The 18,680-nt window shown below is 74.5% G+C and carries 16 protein-coding genes; 8 read left to right on the top strand and 8 right to left on the bottom strand.

Annotated features, from left to right (window positions below):
• Nucleotide 1: 1 nt before the first annotated feature.
• From SM577_RS01480 to SM577_RS01465, 4 genes are all read right to left on the bottom strand, one after another.
• Nucleotides 2-811, bottom strand: a complete 810-nt coding sequence (locus SM577_RS01480; RefSeq protein ID WP_474581227.1) for an SAM-dependent methyltransferase — start codon at nt 809-811, stop codon at nt 2-4.
• A gap of 184 nt (nt 812-995) precedes the next feature.
• Nucleotides 996-1,664: a response regulator transcription factor gene (locus SM577_RS01475; RefSeq protein WP_007072219.1), complete on the bottom strand. Its 669-nt coding sequence runs from the start codon at nt 1,662-1,664 to the stop codon at nt 996-998.
• A gap of 7 nt (nt 1,665-1,671) precedes the next feature.
• On the bottom strand, nt 1,672-3,366 hold the full coding sequence (locus tag SM577_RS01470; protein WP_474586104.1) for a sensor histidine kinase: 1,695 nt from the start codon (nt 3,364-3,366) through the stop codon (nt 1,672-1,674).
• 14 nt (nt 3,367-3,380) lie between these two features.
• Complete coding sequence (locus SM577_RS01465) at nt 3,381-5,189, bottom strand: AMP-dependent synthetase/ligase (protein ID WP_302921525.1); 1,809 nt, start codon at nt 5,187-5,189, stop codon at nt 3,381-3,383.
• Between the two features lie 129 nt (nt 5,190-5,318).
• Here SM577_RS01465 and SM577_RS01460 point away from each other — a divergent pair, with 129 nt between their 5' ends.
• From SM577_RS01460 to SM577_RS01435, 6 genes are all read left to right on the top strand, one after another.
• Nucleotides 5,319-5,774, top strand: a complete 456-nt coding sequence (locus SM577_RS01460) for an SRPBCC family protein (protein WP_474581230.1) — start codon at nt 5,319-5,321, stop codon at nt 5,772-5,774.
• A gap of 40 nt (nt 5,775-5,814) precedes the next feature.
• Nucleotides 5,815-6,492 (top strand): hypothetical protein, encoded by a 678-nt coding sequence (locus SM577_RS01455; protein WP_474586103.1) that lies wholly within the window; start codon nt 5,815-5,817, stop codon nt 6,490-6,492.
• A 65-nt stretch (nt 6,493-6,557) separates the two neighbouring features.
• Complete coding sequence (locus SM577_RS01450) at nt 6,558-7,505, top strand: ROK family glucokinase (RefSeq protein ID WP_302921528.1); 948 nt, start codon at nt 6,558-6,560, stop codon at nt 7,503-7,505.
• 11 nt (nt 7,506-7,516) lie between these two features.
• Nucleotides 7,517-8,221 (top strand): endonuclease/exonuclease/phosphatase family protein, encoded by a 705-nt coding sequence (locus SM577_RS01445; protein ID WP_302921529.1) that lies wholly within the window; start codon nt 7,517-7,519, stop codon nt 8,219-8,221.
• A gap of 96 nt (nt 8,222-8,317) precedes the next feature.
• A complete protein-coding gene (locus SM577_RS01440; protein WP_474586102.1) occupies nt 8,318-9,727 on the top strand; it encodes a flavin-containing monooxygenase in 1,410 nt (469 codons plus the stop codon).
• 76 nt (nt 9,728-9,803) lie between these two features.
• Nucleotides 9,804-10,607, top strand: a complete 804-nt coding sequence (locus tag SM577_RS01435) for an alpha/beta hydrolase (protein WP_474586218.1) — start codon at nt 9,804-9,806, stop codon at nt 10,605-10,607.
• Nucleotides 10,608-10,634: 27 nt separating this feature from the next.
• Here SM577_RS01435 and SM577_RS01430 read toward each other — a convergent pair whose 3' ends face one another.
• The 3 genes from SM577_RS01430 to SM577_RS01420 all read right to left on the bottom strand — a co-directional run bounded on the left by SM577_RS01430 (nt 10,635) and on the right by SM577_RS01420 (nt 13,686).
• Complete coding sequence (locus tag SM577_RS01430; RefSeq protein ID WP_302921532.1) at nt 10,635-12,053, bottom strand: alpha,alpha-trehalose-phosphate synthase (UDP-forming); 1,419 nt, start codon at nt 12,051-12,053, stop codon at nt 10,635-10,637.
• 327 nt (nt 12,054-12,380) lie between these two features.
• Nucleotides 12,381-13,217 (bottom strand): DUF308 domain-containing protein, encoded by an 837-nt coding sequence (locus tag SM577_RS01425; protein WP_302921533.1) that lies wholly within the window; start codon nt 13,215-13,217, stop codon nt 12,381-12,383.
• Nucleotides 13,218-13,470: 253 nt separating this feature from the next.
• Entirely contained in the window at nt 13,471-13,686 is a 216-nt protein-coding gene (locus SM577_RS01420) for a helix-turn-helix transcriptional regulator (RefSeq protein WP_088992707.1), read from the bottom strand.
• 154 nt (nt 13,687-13,840) lie between these two features.
• Here SM577_RS01420 and SM577_RS01415 point away from each other — a divergent pair, with 154 nt between their 5' ends.
• Nucleotides 13,841-14,110 (top strand): hypothetical protein, encoded by a 270-nt coding sequence (locus tag SM577_RS01415; RefSeq protein WP_474581234.1) that lies wholly within the window; start codon nt 13,841-13,843, stop codon nt 14,108-14,110.
• A gap of 155 nt (nt 14,111-14,265) precedes the next feature.
• Nucleotides 14,266-14,973: a lysophospholipid acyltransferase family protein gene (locus tag SM577_RS01410; RefSeq protein WP_474581235.1), complete on the top strand. Its 708-nt coding sequence runs from the start codon at nt 14,266-14,268 to the stop codon at nt 14,971-14,973.
• A gap of 136 nt (nt 14,974-15,109) precedes the next feature.
• On the opposite strand, the gene SM577_RS01405 is transcribed toward SM577_RS01410, so the two are convergent.
• Complete coding sequence (locus tag SM577_RS01405; protein ID WP_474586217.1) at nt 15,110-18,574, bottom strand: ATP-binding protein; 3,465 nt, start codon at nt 18,572-18,574, stop codon at nt 15,110-15,112.
• Nucleotides 18,575-18,680: the final 106 nt, after the last annotated feature.

Raw genomic sequence — 18,680 nt, 5'->3', positions numbered from 1 at the left:
CTCACCCACCGAGCCGTCCCACGCCGCCGATGAAGGCGGCCCGCTCGGCGTCCTCGGCGCTCTCGGCCGAGTCCGGGCGCCACTGCGGCACCCAGACCACCCCCGGCTCGACCAGCTGGAAGCCGTCGAAGAGCGCGGTCAGTTCGGCCCGGCTGCGGATCCACAGCGGATTGTCGGTGTTGCGGTAGACCCGCTCCGCCTCGGCCCGCTCGTCGCCCTCCCGGCCGTCCGCGCTGGCCTGGGAGAGCACCAGCCAGCTCCCGGGCGCCAACGCGGAGCGGAGGGTACGCAGCAGCTCGGCGGGACGGTCGTCGTCGGAGACGAAGTGCAGCACCGCCACGATCAGCACGGCGACCGGCTCGCTGAGGTCGAGCAGCCCGCGGACGTCCGGGTGGGCGAGGATCCGCTCGGGGTGGCGCAGGTCCTCCTGCACCACGGCGGTCCGGTCGTTGCCGTCGAGGATCTCCCGGCTGTGCGCCACCGCCACCGGGTCGACGTCGACGTAGACCACCCGCGACTCGGGGGCGATGCGCTGGGCGATCTCGTGCACGTTGCCGACGGTCGGGATGCCCGAGCCGATGTCGAGGAACTGGCGGACGCCGGACTCGGTGAGGAACTGCACCGCCCGGCGCAGGAACGCCCGGTTGGCCTGGGCCATCAGCGGCGCCTCCGGCACGGCGGCGACCATCGCCTGGGCCGCCGCCCGGTCCACCGCGAAGTTGTGCGAGCCGCCGAGGTAGTAGTCGTACATGCGGGCCACGCTCGGGCGTTCGATGTCGATCGTCTCGGGTGCCCAGTCCGGCCGCTGCATGCCCTCACCCCTCGCGTCGCCGTCGCGGGCGCCGTCGCCCGCGCGGGTATTCTGCCCGCCGCGCGCCCGGGAGACCATAGCGCGCCGACCCGTACGTCACGCACGCCGGTCGATGCACGACGGTCCGCGACCGCCGTCGGCGGTCGCGGACCGGTGTCGTCGTCCGTCGATGGACCCCGCGGGGTCAGAACTTCGGGGCGTCCGGCGCCTCGAGCAGGCCCAGCCGCAGCGCGGTCATCAACGCCTGCGCCCGGTTGGCGGCGCCCAGCTTCTCGTAGAGCTTGGAGATGTGCGTCTTGGCGGTGGACTCGCTGACGAAGAGCTGCTTGGCGATGCCGGCCACGCTCATCCCGTCGGCGAGCAGCCGCAGCACCTGACCCTCGCGCGGGGAGAGCTGCGGGCCGGACGGGGCGAGCCGGCGCTTCATCGCCTCGGCGAGGTCGGCGGCGGTGAAGGCGCTGGGGGAGGAGGCGGCGTGGCGGGCGGCCGCGACCACCTCGTCGGCCGGGGCGGTCTTCGGCACGAAGGCGCTCGCGCCGGCCTCCAGCGCGCCGAAGAGCTGGTCGTCACCGGCGTACATGGTGAGCACCACGATGCCCATCGAGGCGCTGGACTTGCGCAGCGCCCGGGTGGCCTCCAGACCGCTTCCGTCGGGCAGGCGCAAGTCCATGATCACCACGTCCGGCTGCAGCGCACCGGCCTGTCGTACCCCCTCCGCCGCGGTGGCGGCCTCCCCGACGACCTCGAACTGCCGGTCACGCTCGAACGCGTGCCGGAGGCCCTTCCGGATCAGATCGTGATCGTCGACAAGGAGGACCTTGGTACGGGTGGCCGGTGTCGGACTTGTGGTCATCCTCGGGTTACTCCCCTTCTGCTGCCGCTGCGCTACCGCGCACGTTATCGCGCCGGGGCGAGGAACCGACCACCACCGCCACGGTCGTGCCGCTCGGCTGCCGCGGCCTGATCTCCAACCGGCCCCGGATACGTTCCGCCCTCTCGGCCATGATCGCAAGACCGTAGTGCCCGTCGGTGCGCTGGTCACCCATCCCCTGACCGTCATCCGACACTTCGATTTGCGCGTACGGGGGGTCCACCTCGCAGGTGACCCAGAGATTCGACGCCCCGGCGTGCTTGCGCGCGTTGGTCACCGCCTCCTGGGCGATGCGCAGCAACTCGGCCTCGGTGGCGGCCGGCAGCCGCGCGGTGGACTCGTCCAGCGACAGGTGCACCCGCAATCCGGCGGAGGCGCCGACGGTGCGGGCGTACTCGGCGATGGCGGCGGCCAGGCCACCGTGCCGGTCCACCTCGCTGCGCAGCTCGAACAGGCTCAGCCGCAGCTCGGTGATCACCCGGGTGACCTCGCCGCGCAGGGTGCGCAGCGCCTCGGCGGTCTCCTCGGCGTCGTCGAAGACGGTGGCCAGCGCGTTGTCGATGCCGTAGCCGACCATCACCAGCTCCTGGGCGACCCCGTCGTGGATCTCCCGGGCCAGCCGCTGCCGCTCCTCGTTGGTGGCCAGCGAGCGCACCTCGTCGAAGAGCAGCGCGGCCTCCAGCCGCAGCGCGGCCGGGCCGGTCAGCGCGGTCACCCGGGACATCACCGGGGCCGGATACGCCTGCGCCGCGTCGGCCTCCAGCACCACCAGCCCCACCGTGCGCACCCCAGCGACCAGCGGCACGATCAGCGCCGACACCTCGCCGCCGCGGTGCGACCGGGCCTGCGAGCGGGCCGCGGTCTGCGGCTGCTGGCTGGCCCACGCGTCGGCGATCGCCGAGTCCGCGTCGAGCGTGGTCTCCCAGTCCACCCGGTCCACGCCCACCTGGGCGAGCACCACCAGCCGACCGCCGCCGCTGGCGGAGAGCACCGCCGCCCGGTCGGCCGGGGCCACCGAGCGCAGCTCCTCCAGCAGGTGCTCGGAGATGCCGCCCGGGTCGAGGGTCGCCCCGGGCAACTGGCGGGCCACCGTGCGCAGCTGGGTCAGCAGCCGGGTGGCCTCCGCGTACGGCTGGGGCTTGCCCTCGTTGCGGGCCTGCATCACCCGGTGCAGCGTCCGGGCGGCGTACAGGCCGAGCGCGGCGAGGATCAGCCACTGCGCGCAGACCGCCAGGTAGCCGAGCTGGGTGAGCTGCGGCCGGCCGTCCACCTCGGTGAGCGCCCCGGTCACCAGCAGGGTGGCCGCGGCGACCGCGAGCAGCACCGCGCCCTCGCGGAACCGCCGGCGCAGCGCGGTGACGGTGACCGGGACCGCCAGGTAGGGCAGCACCGCGGAAGCGCCCAGCCCGCCGATCTCCCCGCCGATGGTGGCCACCGCGCCGACCTGGCTCGCCGCCAGCCCGAGCAGCACCACCTCGGCCACCCGGCTGAGCGGGCCGACCAGCCGGTGCTCGGGGGCCAGCAGGGCGGGCAGCCCGGCGACGGCCAGCAGCGCGATCCACCAGAGCTGGCGGGCGTCGTGCGTGGCGAGCAGGGTCAGGACGGCGACCAGCGCCAGCACCACCACGCGCGCGGCCGCGGCGAGGGGATGGGGGTGGGGCCGGGTGGGTGTCGAGGCGGGCACGTGACGGATAGTAGTCAGCCTTGGTAGATCTCGGCGATCTCCGCCGCGTACGTCTTGTGCACGACCTGCCGCTTGACCTTCAGCGACGGGGTGAGTTCCCCGGTCGCCTCGGTGAAGTCGTGCGGCAGGATCCGGAACACCTTGATCGCCTCGGCCTTGGAGACCGCCTGGTTGGCCAGGTCGATCGCCCGCTGGATCTCGGCCCGCAGCCCCTCGTGCCCGCGCACCTGTTCGGCCGTGGTGCCCTCCGGCAGGCCGGCCCCGGCCAGCCAGGCCGGCAGCGCCTCCTCGTCGAGGGTGACCAGCGCCGCGATGAACGGCTGCCGGTCGCCGACCACCACGCACTGGCTGACCAGCGGGTGCGCCCGGACCTGGTCCTCCAGCACCGCCGGGGCGACGTTCTTGCCGCCGGCGGTCACGATGATCTCCTTCTTCCGGCCGGTGATGGTCAGGAAGCCGTCGTTGTCGAGCTGGCCGAGGTCGCCGGTGCGGAACCAGCCGTCCGGGGTGAGCGCCTCGGCGGTGGCCGCCTCGTTGCGCCAGTAGCCCTGGAAGATCAGGTCGCCGGCGATCAGGATCTCGCCGTCGTCGTCGATCCGGATGGTCACCCCGGGCAGCGGCCGGCCGACCGTGCCGATCCGGGTGCCGCTGGGCAGGTTCGCCGCGGCCGCCGGGGAGGTCTCGGTCAGGCCGTAGCCCTCCAGCACGGTGACCCCGATGCCGCGGAAGAAGTGGCCGAGCCGGGCGCCGAGCGGGGCGCCGCCGGAGATGGCGTCCCGGCACCGGCCGCCGAGCGCGGCCCGCAGCTTGCCGTAGACCAGCCTGTCGAAGACGGCGTGCTGGGCGCGCAGCGCCAGGCCGGGCCCGCGCGGGGTCTCCAGCGCCTCGCTGTACGCGATGGCGACCGCCTCGGCGCGGGCGAAGATCCTGCCCTTGCCGTCCGCCTCGGCCTTCTGCTTGGCCGCGTTGTAGACCTTCTCGAAGACCCGGGGCACCGACAGCACGAAGGTGGGCCGGAAGTCCTGCAGGTCGGCGACCAGGTTCTTGGTGTCCGAGCAGTGCCGCATGGTGGCCCGGGCGTGCACCACGCCGATCTGGATCAGCCGGGCGAAGGCGTGCGCCAGCGGCAGGAACAGCAGGGTCGAGGCGCCGGCGTTGAACAGGTTCGGCAGCACCGGCACCGCGTTGGCGATGTCGGCGTACATGTTCCGGTGGGTGAGCACGCAGCCCTTGGGCCGGCCGGTGGTGCCGCTGGTGTAGATGATGGTGGCGACGTCGCCGGAGCGCAGCGCCGCCCGGCGGCGGTCGATCTCGGTCGGGTCGACCGACGCGCCGGCCGCGACCAGGTCGTCCACCCCGCCCAGGTCGATCTGCCAGACCTGGCCCAGCTCGGGCAGCCGGTCCCGGACCCCGGCGAGCAGCGTGGCGTGCGCGTTGGTCTCGACCACGCAGGCGACCGCCCCGGAGTCGGCCAGGATCCAGGCGGCCTGCTCGGCGCTGGAGGTCTCGTAGATCGGCACGGTGACCCCGCCGGCCGCCCAGATGGCGTAGTCGATCAGGGTCCACTCGTAGCGGGTGCGGCTCATCAGGCCGACCCGGGCGCCGGGCTGGACGCCCGCCGCGACCAGGCCGCGGGCCACCGCGACCACCTCGTCGCGGAACTGCCGGCAGGTGACGTCCACCCAGGCCGAGCCGTCGCCGGCCGGGGCGGGCCGGACGAACTGCACAGCGTCCGGGGCCACCTCGGCGTTGTCCCAGACCGGGTCGGTGAGGTTGGCCGCGTCGCCGACGGTGACGATCGGCGGGACGGAGAACTCGCGCACCTGCACTCCCTAGCGCTCACACTGACCGGGGCGGGCCGCCAGCTGCTGGTCGGCTCCCGTCGAAACCTACCCGCCCGCGCAGGTGGGTGGCGTAGGCAGGTTGCCCCCGCCGCCGGGTAGCCTCCCCCCATGGCGGACTCCTCCACCCAGTCGATCATCATCGGCGCGCCACCGGACCGGGTGGCGGCGGTCATCTGCGACTTCCCGGCCTACCCGGAGTGGACCGAGGCGGTGCGGCGGGTGGAGGTGATCGAGGAGTACGAGGACGGCTACGCCAGCCAGGTGCGGTTCACCATCGACGCCGGCGTGATGGCCGACGAGTACGTGCTGGCCTACGAGTACGCCGAGGACCTCACCCGGATCGAGTGGCACCTGGTGGCGCCGTCGAAGATGCAGAAGTCCCAGCGCGGCTCGTACGACCTGGTCGCCAACCCCGACGGCGGCACCACGGTGACCTACACCCTGGAGGTGGAGCTCTCCGTCGGGATGCTCGGGATGTTCCGCCGCAAGGCCGAGAAAATGATCATGGATACCGCGTTGAAGCAGCTGAAGCGCCGGGTAGAAGCACCCGGTGCGGCGCAGTGACGCGTGCGGCGAACCGGCCGCCCCGGTAGAGGAGCCCAGCGTGGGTGCAACGGATCCGGGCACGGCCCGGCAAGAGGCGGAACGACTGGTCGCCACGCTGCTGGCCACCGCGCGGCTGGCCGCGTCGGGTTCGGCGGCCGGCGGCCTCGGCCCGCTCGGTGGGATCGTGTCGAGTGTCCTCGGTCACAGCGGCGGGTCGGGCGCGTCCGGCGCCCGTGGCGGCGGCGGTTTCGCCACCGGTACGGCCGAATGCTGCGTCTGCCCGATCTGTCGGGCGATGACCGCCCTGCGCGACCCGAGTCCGGAATTCGCCGAGCGGCTCGCCACCGGCGCCGGTGACCTGGCCGCCGGCGTGGCCAGCCTGCTGCGCGCGTTCGCCGCGGCCGAGCCGTCGCCGGCGACCCCGCCACCGGCCGGGGCGGCGGCCACCGGCGCCGACCACCCCGCCGCGGACGCCCGGCCGGGCGCCGACGACGACCGTGTGTGGCGCGAGGCCACCCGGAGCGGGCATGATTCCGAACCGGCGCCGGAGCCCGACGTCTGGTCCGCCGCGACCCGGGCGGAGGACGTGAACGCCCCGGCCGCCGCCGTGCCGCCCGTCGACGTCGCCGGGGCGGCCGCGCCGGGCACCGTCCGGGCGGCGGCCGACCGTCCAGTGGTGCCCGCCTCGCGGGTGCCCGGCGACGCGGCCGCGGACGCTCCGGGCGACGGGGCCTGACCAGACATCTCGGCACCCACCGGCCGCGGCCGGTGCGGGCGGCACAGCAGAGGGGAGTGGCAGCGGTGACGCTGACCATCGGAGTCGACGTCGGTGGCACGAAGGTGGCCGCCGGCGTCGTGGACGACACCGGCACGGTGCTCGTGCAGGCCCGACGGGACACTCCCGCCGACGATGTCGGCAAGACCCGGGACGTCATCATCGAGCTGGTCGCCGAGCTGTCCACCAGCCAGCCGATCACCGCGGTCGGCATCGGCGCGGCCGGCTGGATCGACGCCAGCCGCTCCACCGTGCTCTTCGCGCCCAACCTGGCCTGGCGCGACGAGCCGCTGCGCGAGTACGTCAGCACCGCGACCGGCCTGCCGGTGATCGTGGAGAACGACGCCAACGTGGCCGCCTGGGCGGAGTTCCGGCACGGCGCGGCCCGCGACGCCGACGACTCGATGGTCATGTTCACCATCGGCACCGGGGTCGGCGGCGGCATCGTGCTCGGCGGGGAACTGCTGCGCGGCGCCAACGGCATCGCCGCCGAGCTGGGCCACATGCTCACCGTGCCGGACGGGCACCAGTGCGGCTGCGGCCGGCTCGGCTGCATCGAGCAGTACGCCAGCGGCAGCGCGCTGGTGCGGTTCGCCCGCGCCGCGGCCCGCCAGGAGCCGCACCGCGCCACCGCCCTGCTGGAGCTGGCCGGCGGGGAGTCCGAGGCGATCACCGGCCCGATGGTCACCGCCGCGGCGCAGGGCGGCGACCCGGTCTCTACCGAGGCGTTCGCGCAGGTCGGGCGGTGGCTGGGCACCAGCCTCGCGGACATGGCGCAGATCCTCGACCCGCAGGTGCTGGTGGTCGGCGGTGGCGTGGTCGAGGCGGGTGACCTGCTGCTCGGCCCGACCCGGCGCTCCTTCACCGAGGCGCTGGCCCAGCGCAGCCGGCTGCCGGTGGCCGACATCCGCCCCGCCGAGCTGGGCAACAGCGCCGGCGTGATCGGGGCGGCCGACCTGGCCCGCCGGCTCTGAGGACGGCTCCGGTGACGCAGACCCCCGGCGTGCCGCTGCGCGTCGTGTCGTACAACATCCACAGCCAGCGCGACGACACCGCGGCGCTGGCGGCGGTGGTCCGCACCGCCGCACCGGACGTGGTGGTGGTGCAGGAGGGGCCGCGACGGTTCCGGTGGCGGCAGAAGTCCGCCGCGCTCGCCGAGTCGTTCGGCCTGGTGGTGGCCGCCGGCGGGCTGCCCGCCCTGGGCAACCTGCTGCTGACCAGCCTGCGGGTGCGGGTGACCGCCAGCCGGTGCCAGCGCTTCCCGCTCACCCCCGGGCGGCACCTGCGCGGCGCCGCGTACGCCGAGTGCGTCGTCGCCGGCGCGGCCCCGTTCACGCTGGCCGGCTCGCACCTGTCCACCGACCCCGCCGAGCGGCCGGCGCAGGCCGCGCTCTTCAAGCGCGAGCTGGACGCCGCCGCCACGCCGGTGATCGCCGCGGCCGACCTCAACGAGGGACCGGACGGCCCGGCCTGGGCCACCGTGGCCCGCGGGCTGACCGACACCGCGGTGGCAATGGACCGCGCCGACCGGCTCACCTACTCCTGCGCCAACCCGCGCCGCCGCATCGACGCCCTCTTCGTCGACCCGCGGATCACCGTGGTCGACTACGACGTGGTGGACACCCCGCAGACCCGCCGGGCCAGCGACCACTTCCCGGTCCTGGTCGACCTGCTGCTGCCCGCCGGCTGACCGGCCGCGCCGCCACCGGGGCTGGACAACCGGCGCTGATGTGGAGAGGATTTCGCGCGACCCGGCACTCGTGCCGCACAAAAGGAGATTCCCCCGGTGCCCACCTCCACCGACCCCGGCCGGCCCGACCCGGAGGCGACCACGCTCGCCCTGACCCGTGACGGCCGCCCGGTCTCCGACCGGGGCGACACGGTCTGCGTCATCGGCGCCGGGGCCAGCGGCCTCACCGCCATCAAGAACCTCAAGGAGCACGGCTTCGGCGTCGACTGCTACGAGCGGGAGACCGGCGTCGGCGGCGCGTGGAACTGGCGGCACGACCGCAGCCCGGTGTACGCCAGCACGCACCTGATCTCGTCCCGGCCGTTCACCCAGTTCCCGGACTTCCCGATGCCGGACGACTGGCCGGACTACCCGCACCACAGCCAGCTGCTGTCCTACTTCGAGCGGTACGCCGACCACTTCGACCTGCGCGCGCACATCTGGTTCGGCACCGAGGTGGTGCGGGTCGAGCCGGCCGAGGGGGACCGCTGGGACGTGACCACCCGCAGCACCGGCGGCTACGGCCCGGAGCGCACCGCCCGGTACGCGGCGGTGGTGGTGGCCAACGGGCACAACTGGTCGCCGAAGCTGCCCCGCTACGAGGGGTTGGAGCAGTTCCGGGGCGAGGTCATGCACGCCTCGTCGTACCAGGACCCGGCGCAGCTGCGCGGCAAGCGGGTGCTGGTGGTCGGCGCCGGCAACACCGGGTGCGACATCGCCGTGGAGGCCGCCCAGCAGGCCGCCCAGTGCTGGCACTCCACCCGCCGGGGCTACTGGTACGCGCCGAAGTACGTGTTCGGCCGCCCGGCCGACCAGGTCAACGACTCGCTGCTCGCGCTGCGGGTGCCCCGGCGGGTACGCCAGTGGCTCTACCACTGGACGCTGCGGCTGACCGTCGGCGACCTGACCCGCTACGGCCTGCCCAAGCCCGACCACCGGGTCTACGAGACGCACCCGATCGCCAACAGCCAGCTCGTCTACTACGTCGGCCACGGCCGGATCAGCCCGGTGCCGGACGTCGCCCGCTTCGACGCGTACGGGGTGGAGCTGACCGACGGCCGTCGGATCGACCCGGAGCTGGTCGTCTTCGCCACCGGCTACCTGCCGCGCTTCGAGTTCCTCGACCCGAAGGTGCTCGGCGACGACGGCGGGACGGGCCGGCCCACGCTCTGGCTGCACGCGTTCGCCCCCGGGCACCCCACCTTGGCGGTGGCCGGCCTGCTCCAGCCGGACTCCGGCCTCTTCCCGCTCGCGCACTGGCAGATGGTGCTCTTCGCCCGGCTGCTGCGGCTGCGCCAGACCCGCCCCGAGCGGGCGGCGGCGTTCGCCGCCAAGGCGCAGGCGCGGGCGGGGGAGCGGTACACCGGCCCGGTCAAGGACAGCACCCGGCACTGGTTCGAGGTCGGGCACGCCGACTACCTGCGCGCCGTCCAGCGCGCGCTGCACGACCTGGAGGGTTCCCGGTGAGCGCGAGGAGTGCAGCGAAGCGGAGCCCCGCGGTCGCGAACGAAGGGCAGGACAAGTGAGCGAGCGGGTGCGGGTGATGCGGGGGCGGGAGTGGGCCCGCCCGGTCCGCCCGGTCCGGCGCGAGGTGCTCGCCGCCACGCCCGAGCTGGAGGAGGGACGACCGCCGCTGCTGTTCGTGCCGGGCTTCGGGCACGGCGCGTGGGCGTTCGCCGAGCACTGGCTGGGGCACGCCGCCGGTCGCGGTTTCCCGGCGTACGCGCTGAGCCTGCGCGGGCACGGCGGCAGCGACCCGGCGCCGGAGGCGACGCTGCGGGCGTACGCCCACGACGTGGTGCAGGTGGCGGCGGGCCTGCCGCGCCAGGCGGTGCTGGTGGGGCACGGCGCCGGGGCGCTGGTGGTGGCGCACGCCCTCGCCCGCTACCCGGGGCGGGCCGCGGTGCTGGTGGCGCCGGTGCTCGGCGGCTGGGCGACGTTCGGCGCCGCGCTGCGCCGCAACCCGGCCGGCACGCTGCCGGCGGTGTTCGGCGGGCGGCTGCGGCTCAACCGCCGGCAGCTGTTCAGCCGGGAGCTGCCCGACGCGGACGCCCGGGGGTACGTGTCCCGGCTGGGCCGGGCCGGCCGGCGCGCCCAGTGGCAGCTGCTCACCCACGCCGACCCGGAGCCGGCGGTGGGCCGGCCGCCGGTGCTGGTGCTGGGCAGCCCGGACGACCGGGTCGTCCCGGCGGCCGCGCTGACCCGGGCCGCCCGCCGGTACGGCTCGGCGCCGCTGCTCTTCCCCGGCATGGGCCACGATCTGATGCTGGACGCCCGCTGGCGGGAGCCGATCGACGCGATCCTGGACTGGCTGGCGAAGGACCCCGCGCCCGAGCACCGGCCCTGACGCGGTTCCCGGCGGCCCGCGGGCGGGTCAGGCGTTGGCGCCCAGCCGGGTGAGCAGCGAGTCGCTCTCGTCCAGCGCGGAGAGGTAGGAGCGCGCCCAGGCGCGGATGTCGTGCCGGTGCAGGTGCTCCCGCATGGCGCGCATCCGCTCGCGGACGTCGGCCGGGTCGGCCCGCAGCGCGGTGAGCAGGCCCTGCTTGAGGCCCTCCAGGTCGTGCGGGTTGACCAGGTACGCCTGGGACAGCTCGGCGGCGGCCCCGGCGAACTCGCTCAGCAGCAGCGCCCCGGCGTCGTCCACCCGGGCCGCGACGTACTCCTTGGCGACCAGGTTCATGCCGTCGCGCAGCGGGGTCACCGCCATCACGTCGGCGACCCGGTAGAGGGCGGTCAGCTCGGCCCGGTCGAAGGGCTGGGTGAGGTAGTGGATGGCCGGCTCGCCGACCCGGCCGAACTCGCCGTTGATCCGGCCGACCTCGCGCTCCACCCGCTCGCGCAGGTCCTGGTACTGGCCGACCCGTTCCCGGCTGGGCACCGCTACCTGCACCAGCACCGTGTCGCGCACCTTGACGTGCCCGTCGGCGAGCAGCTCGCTGTACGCCTTGAGCCGCTGCTCGATGCCCTTGGTGTAGTCCATCCGGTCGACGCTGAGGATCACCTGGCCCGGGTTGCCGAGGTCGTGGCGCAGCCGTGCGGCGCGGGCGGCCACGTCGGGTCGGGTGGCCAGGGCCGCCATCTCGGCGGTGTCGATGGAGACCGGGAACGCGCCGATCCGGACCACCCGGTCGTCCACCGCGATCCGCCGGTCGGTGGCCGGTAGCTGGAGCACCTTCACCGCGAGCTGGGCGAAGTTGTGCGCGGCCTGCGCCCGCTGGAAGCCGACCAGGTCCGCGCCGAGCATGCCGCGCAGCAGCTCGGCCCGGCGGGGGAGCTGCATGAACAGCTCCGGCGGTGGGAACGGCACGTGCAGGAAGAAGCCGATGCGCAGGTCGGGCCGGAGCGCGCGGAGCAGGCCCGGCACCAGTTGCAGGTGGTAGTCCTGCACCCAGACCAGCGCGCCCGGCTCGGCCACCTCGGCGGTGGCCTCGGCGAACCGCTGGTTGACCCGCTGGTACGCCTCCCACCAGCGGCGGTGGTGCACGGGCTGCTCGACCGCGTCGTGGTAGAGCGGCCAGAGGGTGGAGTTGGCGAAGCCCTCGTAGTGGTCGTGCAGGTCGGCCTGGCTGAGCGGCACGCTGTGCATGCGGACGCCGTCCACGTCCGGCAGGACGGGGGCCGGCCCGGTGCCGCCGGCCCAGCCGACCCAGGTGGCCGGGGCCGCCCGCAGCAGCGGGTGCAGCGCGCTGACCAGGCCGCCGGGGCTGCGGCGCCATTCGCAGGCTCCGTCCGGGGCGGTGTTGTCGTCGATGGGTAGACGGTTGGCCACCACAACCAGGGAACTCTGTCGCATCTCGGGCATTCCGATCACCAGGGGTGTGACCGCCGCGAGCGAGGAACAACCGGGCAGTCAGCGGGGGAAGTGACGGACAGCGGTATTCCTACTGACAGTAAGTTACACCACTGTTACGCCCGAGGCGTGGGCCGCCTCCCGTCCCGCCATCCGGGCGGGGGCGTGGGTGTGGAAGCGCTTGATCGACTCCGTGCCGCCGGAAGGGGGGTGTCACCGCGAGCGGGACCCCGCGACCTCGGCGGAACGGAGTCGATCACGGCGACTCGCGACGACACGCCTGCCGCGGTTGCGGTCGTTGCCCGGGCGGCGGCGGGGTGCGGCGGGAGGTCAGACGACGGCGCCGTCGTCCGGGTCGTCGTCGGAGTCGCCGGGGCGCAGCCGCCAGATCAGCGTGACGAAGCCGGCCAGGATGCCGGTGAACCCGAACAGGGTGACCACCGCCCGGTCCACCGGGAGCAGGTCGGGGAAGAGGAAGAGCGTGAAGCCGACGACGATCGCCAGCACGCCGGCGGTCGCGTACTTGGAGATGCGCGGCAGCGGCGGGGGCGGCGGCGGGGTGTAGCGCTCGTCCTCGTCGTCGTCGGGCAGGTCGGCGCCGAAGGTGTCCAGCCCGTCCAGCAGTGACGGCTCGTCCTGCCGGCCCGGCCCCACCGAGATCCCGGAGATGTCGGCCGCGTACGGCAGCCGGCGCACGTCGGTGGCGGTCGGCCCGGCCGGCTCGTCGGCGCCGGCCCGGGTGACCGGGCCGCTCGCGGTCGGCTCGTCCGGGTCGACGTCCTCGGCGGCGGGCCACGGGGTGTCGCCGGCGGCCGGGGTGGCGTGGAAGCCGGCGACGATCCGGGCCCACTCGGCCTCGATGTCGGGCTCGTCGTCGCGGGGCCGCTCGGTGGGCGTCTCGTCGGTGAGCTGGGTGAGGTAGTCGCGGGCGGTGCGCAGGTGCGAGCGGTCGACGTAGAGCCGGTCGACCGGGCGGGACGGGACAGTGGTGGTGCGGGTGACCGGGTTCAGGTCGGCCGAGGGTTGCAGGTACGCGGCGATCCCGCCGGCCGCGAGCACGTCGAGCAGGTGCTCGCCGATGCGCGGATCCACGTCGCCGGCGACCGCGTACTCGCTCGCGTCCAGCCCGTTGTCCCGCCGCCCCCGGCGGGCTCCACCCGCTGACACCGGACAATCCTCCTCATCGCGCCGAATCGCGCGGCCGCTCCCGCCCCCTGCGGCGCCACCCGTACGCCGTGCCTTGAATCGTGACACGTCGGGACCCGGTTCCGGGAGTGCGTTGTGTCGCGTCTTCCAAAGTCGGGGCCCCGGTCGCTGGTCGCGACCGGGGCTGTATGTCTGTTCTTGCTAGGGGCGCGTCAGGTGATCGCCCGCTCAGGAGGCGGACCGTCCGGGCCATCGCCGACGGTGTATGAGTCGGTCACTCGGGCTCGTCGCCGTCGGTAACCCGCGGCGGGCGGTGCTCGGCGATCCACGCCTCGACATCGGCCCGCAGCCAGACGGTCATTCCGTGCAGCCGTTGGAAGGGCGCGGGGAAGGTGGGATAGCGAACGAGTTGACGCATCCGGGTGCGACTCACGCCGAGCATCTCCTGGAGCTCGTGCGGACCGACCAGGGGTCCCGGTACGTCACCCACCCGGCGACCGTAGGACGATTCGGTAGTGCCGTTTTAGGTATACCTAGTTGCGCAGACCCCTTCGAGTGGCGCAGAGTGTCCTGGTGGCGTCCGTCCGGCGGAGACCCGAACCCGCCGGACGGACGCCGCGGCGATCGAGTGGAGGGAGTGACGGGTGGACGAGGCGGTCGAGTTGGCGTGGTTGCGGGAGCGGGTGAAGGGGCTGGAGAGCGCGCTGCTCGGCTCCCGGCGGGAACTGTTCGACCTGCGCTGCCGGCTGGCCGTCATCGCCCGGGTGGCCGGCGACCTGGACCGCGCGCAGCGGGCGCCCGGGGTGGCCTTCGGCGCGATCAACGCGGCGCTGCACGGGCAACCGGCGACGCTGCGGCAGGTCGCCCGGCAGGTGCGCCGGCGCCGCCCGGGCCCACCCGCCCGGCCGGAGTGACCGCACCGTCCGGTGTGGTGCCGGCCGGGTCGGCGCCGGTCGGGCGCCGACGCCGGTCGGTCGTCCGTTGTGGCCGGTGGCGGGGCTCCGTAGGCTCGTCGGCGACGGCAGCACCCCGGTGCTGTCCCGGGCGCACACCATGGGAAAGGACGCCGGTGCTGTACTGGCTGTTGAAGTACGTCCTCCTCGGGCCGCTGCTGAGGCTGATCTTCCGGCCGCAGGTGGAGGGCCTGCACCACGTACCGGAGACCGGCCCGGTCATCCTGGCCAGCAACCACCTCTCCTTCTCCGACTCGATCTTCACCCCGTTGATCACCCCGCGGAAGGTCACCTTCGTCGCGAAGGCCGAGTACTTCACCGGAAAGGGGATCAAGGGCTGGCTGACCCGGATGTTCTTCGTCGGCACCGGCACCATCCCGGTGGACCGCTCCGGCGGCCGGGCCGCCCGTGCCGCGCTGGACACCCAGCTCAAGGTGCTGCGGGCCGGTGGCATCGCCGGCATCTACCCGGAGGGCACCCGCTCGCCGGACGGCCGGCTCTACCGGGGCAAGACCGGGGTGGCCCGGCTCGCCCTGGAGAGCGGTGCGCCGGTGGTCCCGGTGGTGATGCTCAACCTTGACGAGATCCAGCCGCCGGGCAAGCTCATCCCGAAGCTCAAGCGGGTGCGGATCCGGTTCGGCGCGCCGCTGGACTTCAGCCGCTACCGGGGACTGGCCGGTGACCGGTTCGTCGAGCGCGCGGTCACCGACGAGATCATGTACGAGCTGATGGAACTCTCCGGCCGCGAGTACGTCGACATCTACGCCCAGAAGGTCAAGAACCAGCCCGCCCCACCCACCCCCCGCCAGCCCGTCCCCGCCTGACCCACCCCACCTCTGCCTCTCCCGCGCCCGGATCCCCGCGCACGTGCACTGAACGAGTGGCTATCCGCGGCGGCACAGCCACTCGTTCACCGAAGGTGCGCGGCTCGGAAGGGGGCGCGGTGGGTGGGGGAGCGGGTCAGGTGGGGGTGGGGAGGCGGAGGAGGAGGAGGCGGGGGGCGGCGTTGCGGTCGGCGAAGTCGCGTACCCGGGCCAGCGTGGCGGCCGCGGCGGCCGGGTCCACCTCGGAGAGCGGGCCGACCGAGAGCGCGGTGGCGAGGATGTGGTCGGTCCGGTCGGTCATCCGCGCGTAGCTCTGCGCCGCCGCGGTGAGCAGGTCGGCGGCGGTGCGCGGGTTGCCGTCCCGCCAGGCCAGCGTGGCGTCGGCGGACTGCCCGGCGGCCCGCGCCCACGGGGTCATCCGGGGCGAGCGGCGCAGCAGGTCCCGGACGAGCCGGGCGGCGTCCGCGCCGAGCAGGGCGGCGAGGTGGCCGACCGCCGGCACCCACTCGGCGAACGGGATCATCCGGGTCTGCCGCCAGTCCTCGTCCAACTCGGTCAGCAGCGCCATCGCCTCGTCCCGGCGGCCCTGCACCGCCCGGCAGAGCGCGGCGTGCGCCAGGGTGACCCGCAGCACCCGGTGGAAGCCGCTGCGCCGGGCCGCCGCCAGCGCCTTCTCCAGCAGGTCGGAGCCGGTCGGATCCGGCTCGGCGCCGAGCGCCCGGATCCACCCGGAGACCGCCACGATGTGGGTGTCCCACTCGGCGGTCGGACCCTGGGTCGCCCCGTCCGCCATCTCCAGCGCCGCCACCCACTCGCCGGCGTAGTACGAGCGGGCCCACTGGTCGGCGAACCCGATGGTCAGGCCGTGCTCGCCGCCGAGGTCCAGCGAGCGCTGCTCGTCGATCAGCCGGACCGACCCGGCCAGGTCGCCCTCCTCCTGCAGGATCCAGGACAGGTTGTGCACCGCCCGGCGGCGGCTGGTCAGCCGCTCCACCCGGCACTGCTCGGTGACCTCGACCAGCTCCGCGTACGCCTCCTCGAAGCCGGCCAGGTAGCGGGCCACCGCGAGGGTGATGCGGGCGTTCGCCAGCGCCTCGTGCAGGCCCAGCCGCTCGGCCAGCTCGGCCGCCGCCTGGGCGGCCGCGCAGGCCGGCTCGGTCTCCGCGTTGAGCATGTGCACCCGGGCCAGCTCGAGCAGCGCGCCGGCCTTCTCCTGGGTGTCCGGCAGGCCGTCGTGCAGGCTGATCGCGCGGTCCAGGCAGCGCAGCGTCTCCGACCGGTCGGCCCGGCTCCACGCGGCGGTGGCCAGCAGCGTCCACGCCTTGGCGGCGGCCGGCCGGTCGCCCGCCGCGATCAACCGGTCGGCCAGCCCGAGCAGGGTGTCCGTGCCGCCGTCGACCAGGAACGCGTCGCTGTCGCGGTAGAAGGCCAGCTCGGCGTGGAACAGTTCGAGCGCCGGGTCCGGCCCGCAGTCGACGGCCAGCGCCCGGTCGACCAGGGTGGCCGCGGTGTCCAGCGCGTGCAGCTCGTACGCCCGGCGGGCCGCGCGGTGCAGCGCGGTGCGGGTGGCCACGGCGTACGGGGCCGGGTCGAGGCCGACCGTGCGGGCGATCTCGTGCGCGGTCCACCGGTGGTTGGCCAGCACCTCGGCCAGGTCGTACTGCCGGCCGTCGGTGAGCTGTTCCAGCCAGTCGGCGGTGTGCTGGTGGCGCAGCACCCGCTCGGCCCGGGGCAGCCGCTGGTAGCAGACGTCCCGCACCAGGATGTGCCGGAAGCGGTACTCCGGCTGGCCGGGCATGCTCGAGCTGGGCAGCTCGTAGACCAGGTCACGGCGCTGCAACCGGTGCAGCGCCCGCTCCACCCACTCCGTCGGGCGGCCCAGCGCCACCGCCACCGGCCCGGGCCAGAACTGCACGCCGACCACCGAGGCGGCCTGCAACACCGCCCGGTCGGCCGGGTCGAGCAGGTCCAGCCGGTTGGCGATGACCGCCTGCACCGTGCGGGGCATCCCGGGCCCGCCGGCCGGGTCGAGCCGGACGGCGTTCGCCGCCGGGTCGACCAGGCCGCCGTCGAGCAGCATCCGGGCGTACTCCTGGGCGTAGAGCGGGTTGCCGTCGGCGAACTCGATCAGTGGTTCGCGGGCCTCCACCGGCAGGGTGGCCTGCCCGAGCAGCAGCGAGTAGAGGGTGTCGATGTCGCCGTCGTGCATCGGCGGCACCGAGATCGACATCGCGCCGCTGATCGTGCCGGTCCAGGCCGGGTGCCGCTCGCGCAGCTCGGGGCGGGCGGTCGCGACGATCAGCAGCGGCACCCCCCGGGCCGCCGCGCCGAGCTGCTCCACGAAGGACAGCATCGCCGCGTCCGCCCAGTGCATGTCCTCGAAGACCAGCACCGTCGGCTCGGTCGCGGCCAGGGTGAGCAGGAAGCGCCGCCAGGCGGCCTCGGTCTCGACCGGGGTCAGCCGTTCCCCGGGCAGGCCCAGCAGCGGGCCGAGCGCCTCGGCGAGCCGGACCGCGTGCGGGTCGGCCAGCCGGCCCAGCCGCTGGCGCAGCCGCTCGCGCAGCGCCGCGGCGTCGTCGCTGTCCGGCAGCCCCACCCAGCTCTTCACGATGTCGGCCAGCGCGGCGTAGGTGACGTTCTCGCCGAACGGCGGGCACTGCCCGACCAGCCAGGTGACCCGGGCGCCGGGCAGGTTGGCGGCGTGCCGGGCCAGCTCGCGCAGCAGCCGGCTCTTGCCCACCCCGGCCGGGCCGAACACCGTCACCAGCTGCGAGGTGCGCTCGGTGACGGTGCGGTGCAGCGCGTTGACCAGCAGGCCGCGTTCGTGGTCCCGGTTGACCATCGGGGTCAGCTCGGCGGTGTGCGGGTCGCGCCGGGGCCGGGCCCGCTCCGCCAGCCAGATCCGGCTGACCGTGGAGCGCCCGCGCAGCGTCACCGGCGGCTGGTCGGCGTACTCCATCTCGTGCCGGGTGGCCGCCCAGGTGCTCTCGTCGACCACGACCCCGCCGGGCGGGGCCAGCCCCTGCAACCGGGAGGCGGTGTTGACCACGTCGCCGGTGACGAACGCCTGCCCGCCGTCGCGGGTCGCGGAGAGGTCGACCAGCGCCTCGCCGGTGGCGATGCCGACCCGGAACTGCAACGGGTGCGGCCCGGTGGCCTGCCGGGTCAGGTTGCGCTGGAGTTCCAGCCCGGCGCGGACGCAGCGCAGCGCGTCGTTGTCGGTCGCCACGGGCGCGCCGAACAGGGCCATCACCGCGTCGCCGATGTACTTCTCGACCACCCCGCCGTACTGGTGCACCAGCCGCCGCACGGTGGCGAAGTACGCCTGTTGCAGGCCGCGCGCCTGCTCCGGGTCGGCCCGTTCGGCGTACGTCGTGAAGTCGACGATGTCGATGAAGAGCACGCTGACCTGGCGGCGGTCCTCCTGCACCGCCACGACAGGGTCGCGCAGCGGGTTGCCGCAGCTGGTGCAGAAGTTGGCCTCGGTGCTGTTGGCGTGGCCGCAGCCAGCGCAGGTCCTGGACAGCGGCCGTCCACACCCGCCGCAGAAGCGGTCGTCCGGCCCGGCTGCCCGGGAGCAGTGTCCACAGGTGAGGTCGATGTCCAGCTCCGTACGCGAGAGAGCCCAGTATCGCGCCCGGCCGATCAGTCGGGTACCCGACGTGCGGACGGCCCTTACCGCTGATCGGTCGGGGCTAGTCTCTCGT

Source organism: Micromonospora desertarenae (assembly GCF_056150265.1).
This window is presented reverse-complemented; position numbering and strand designations above follow the sequence as displayed.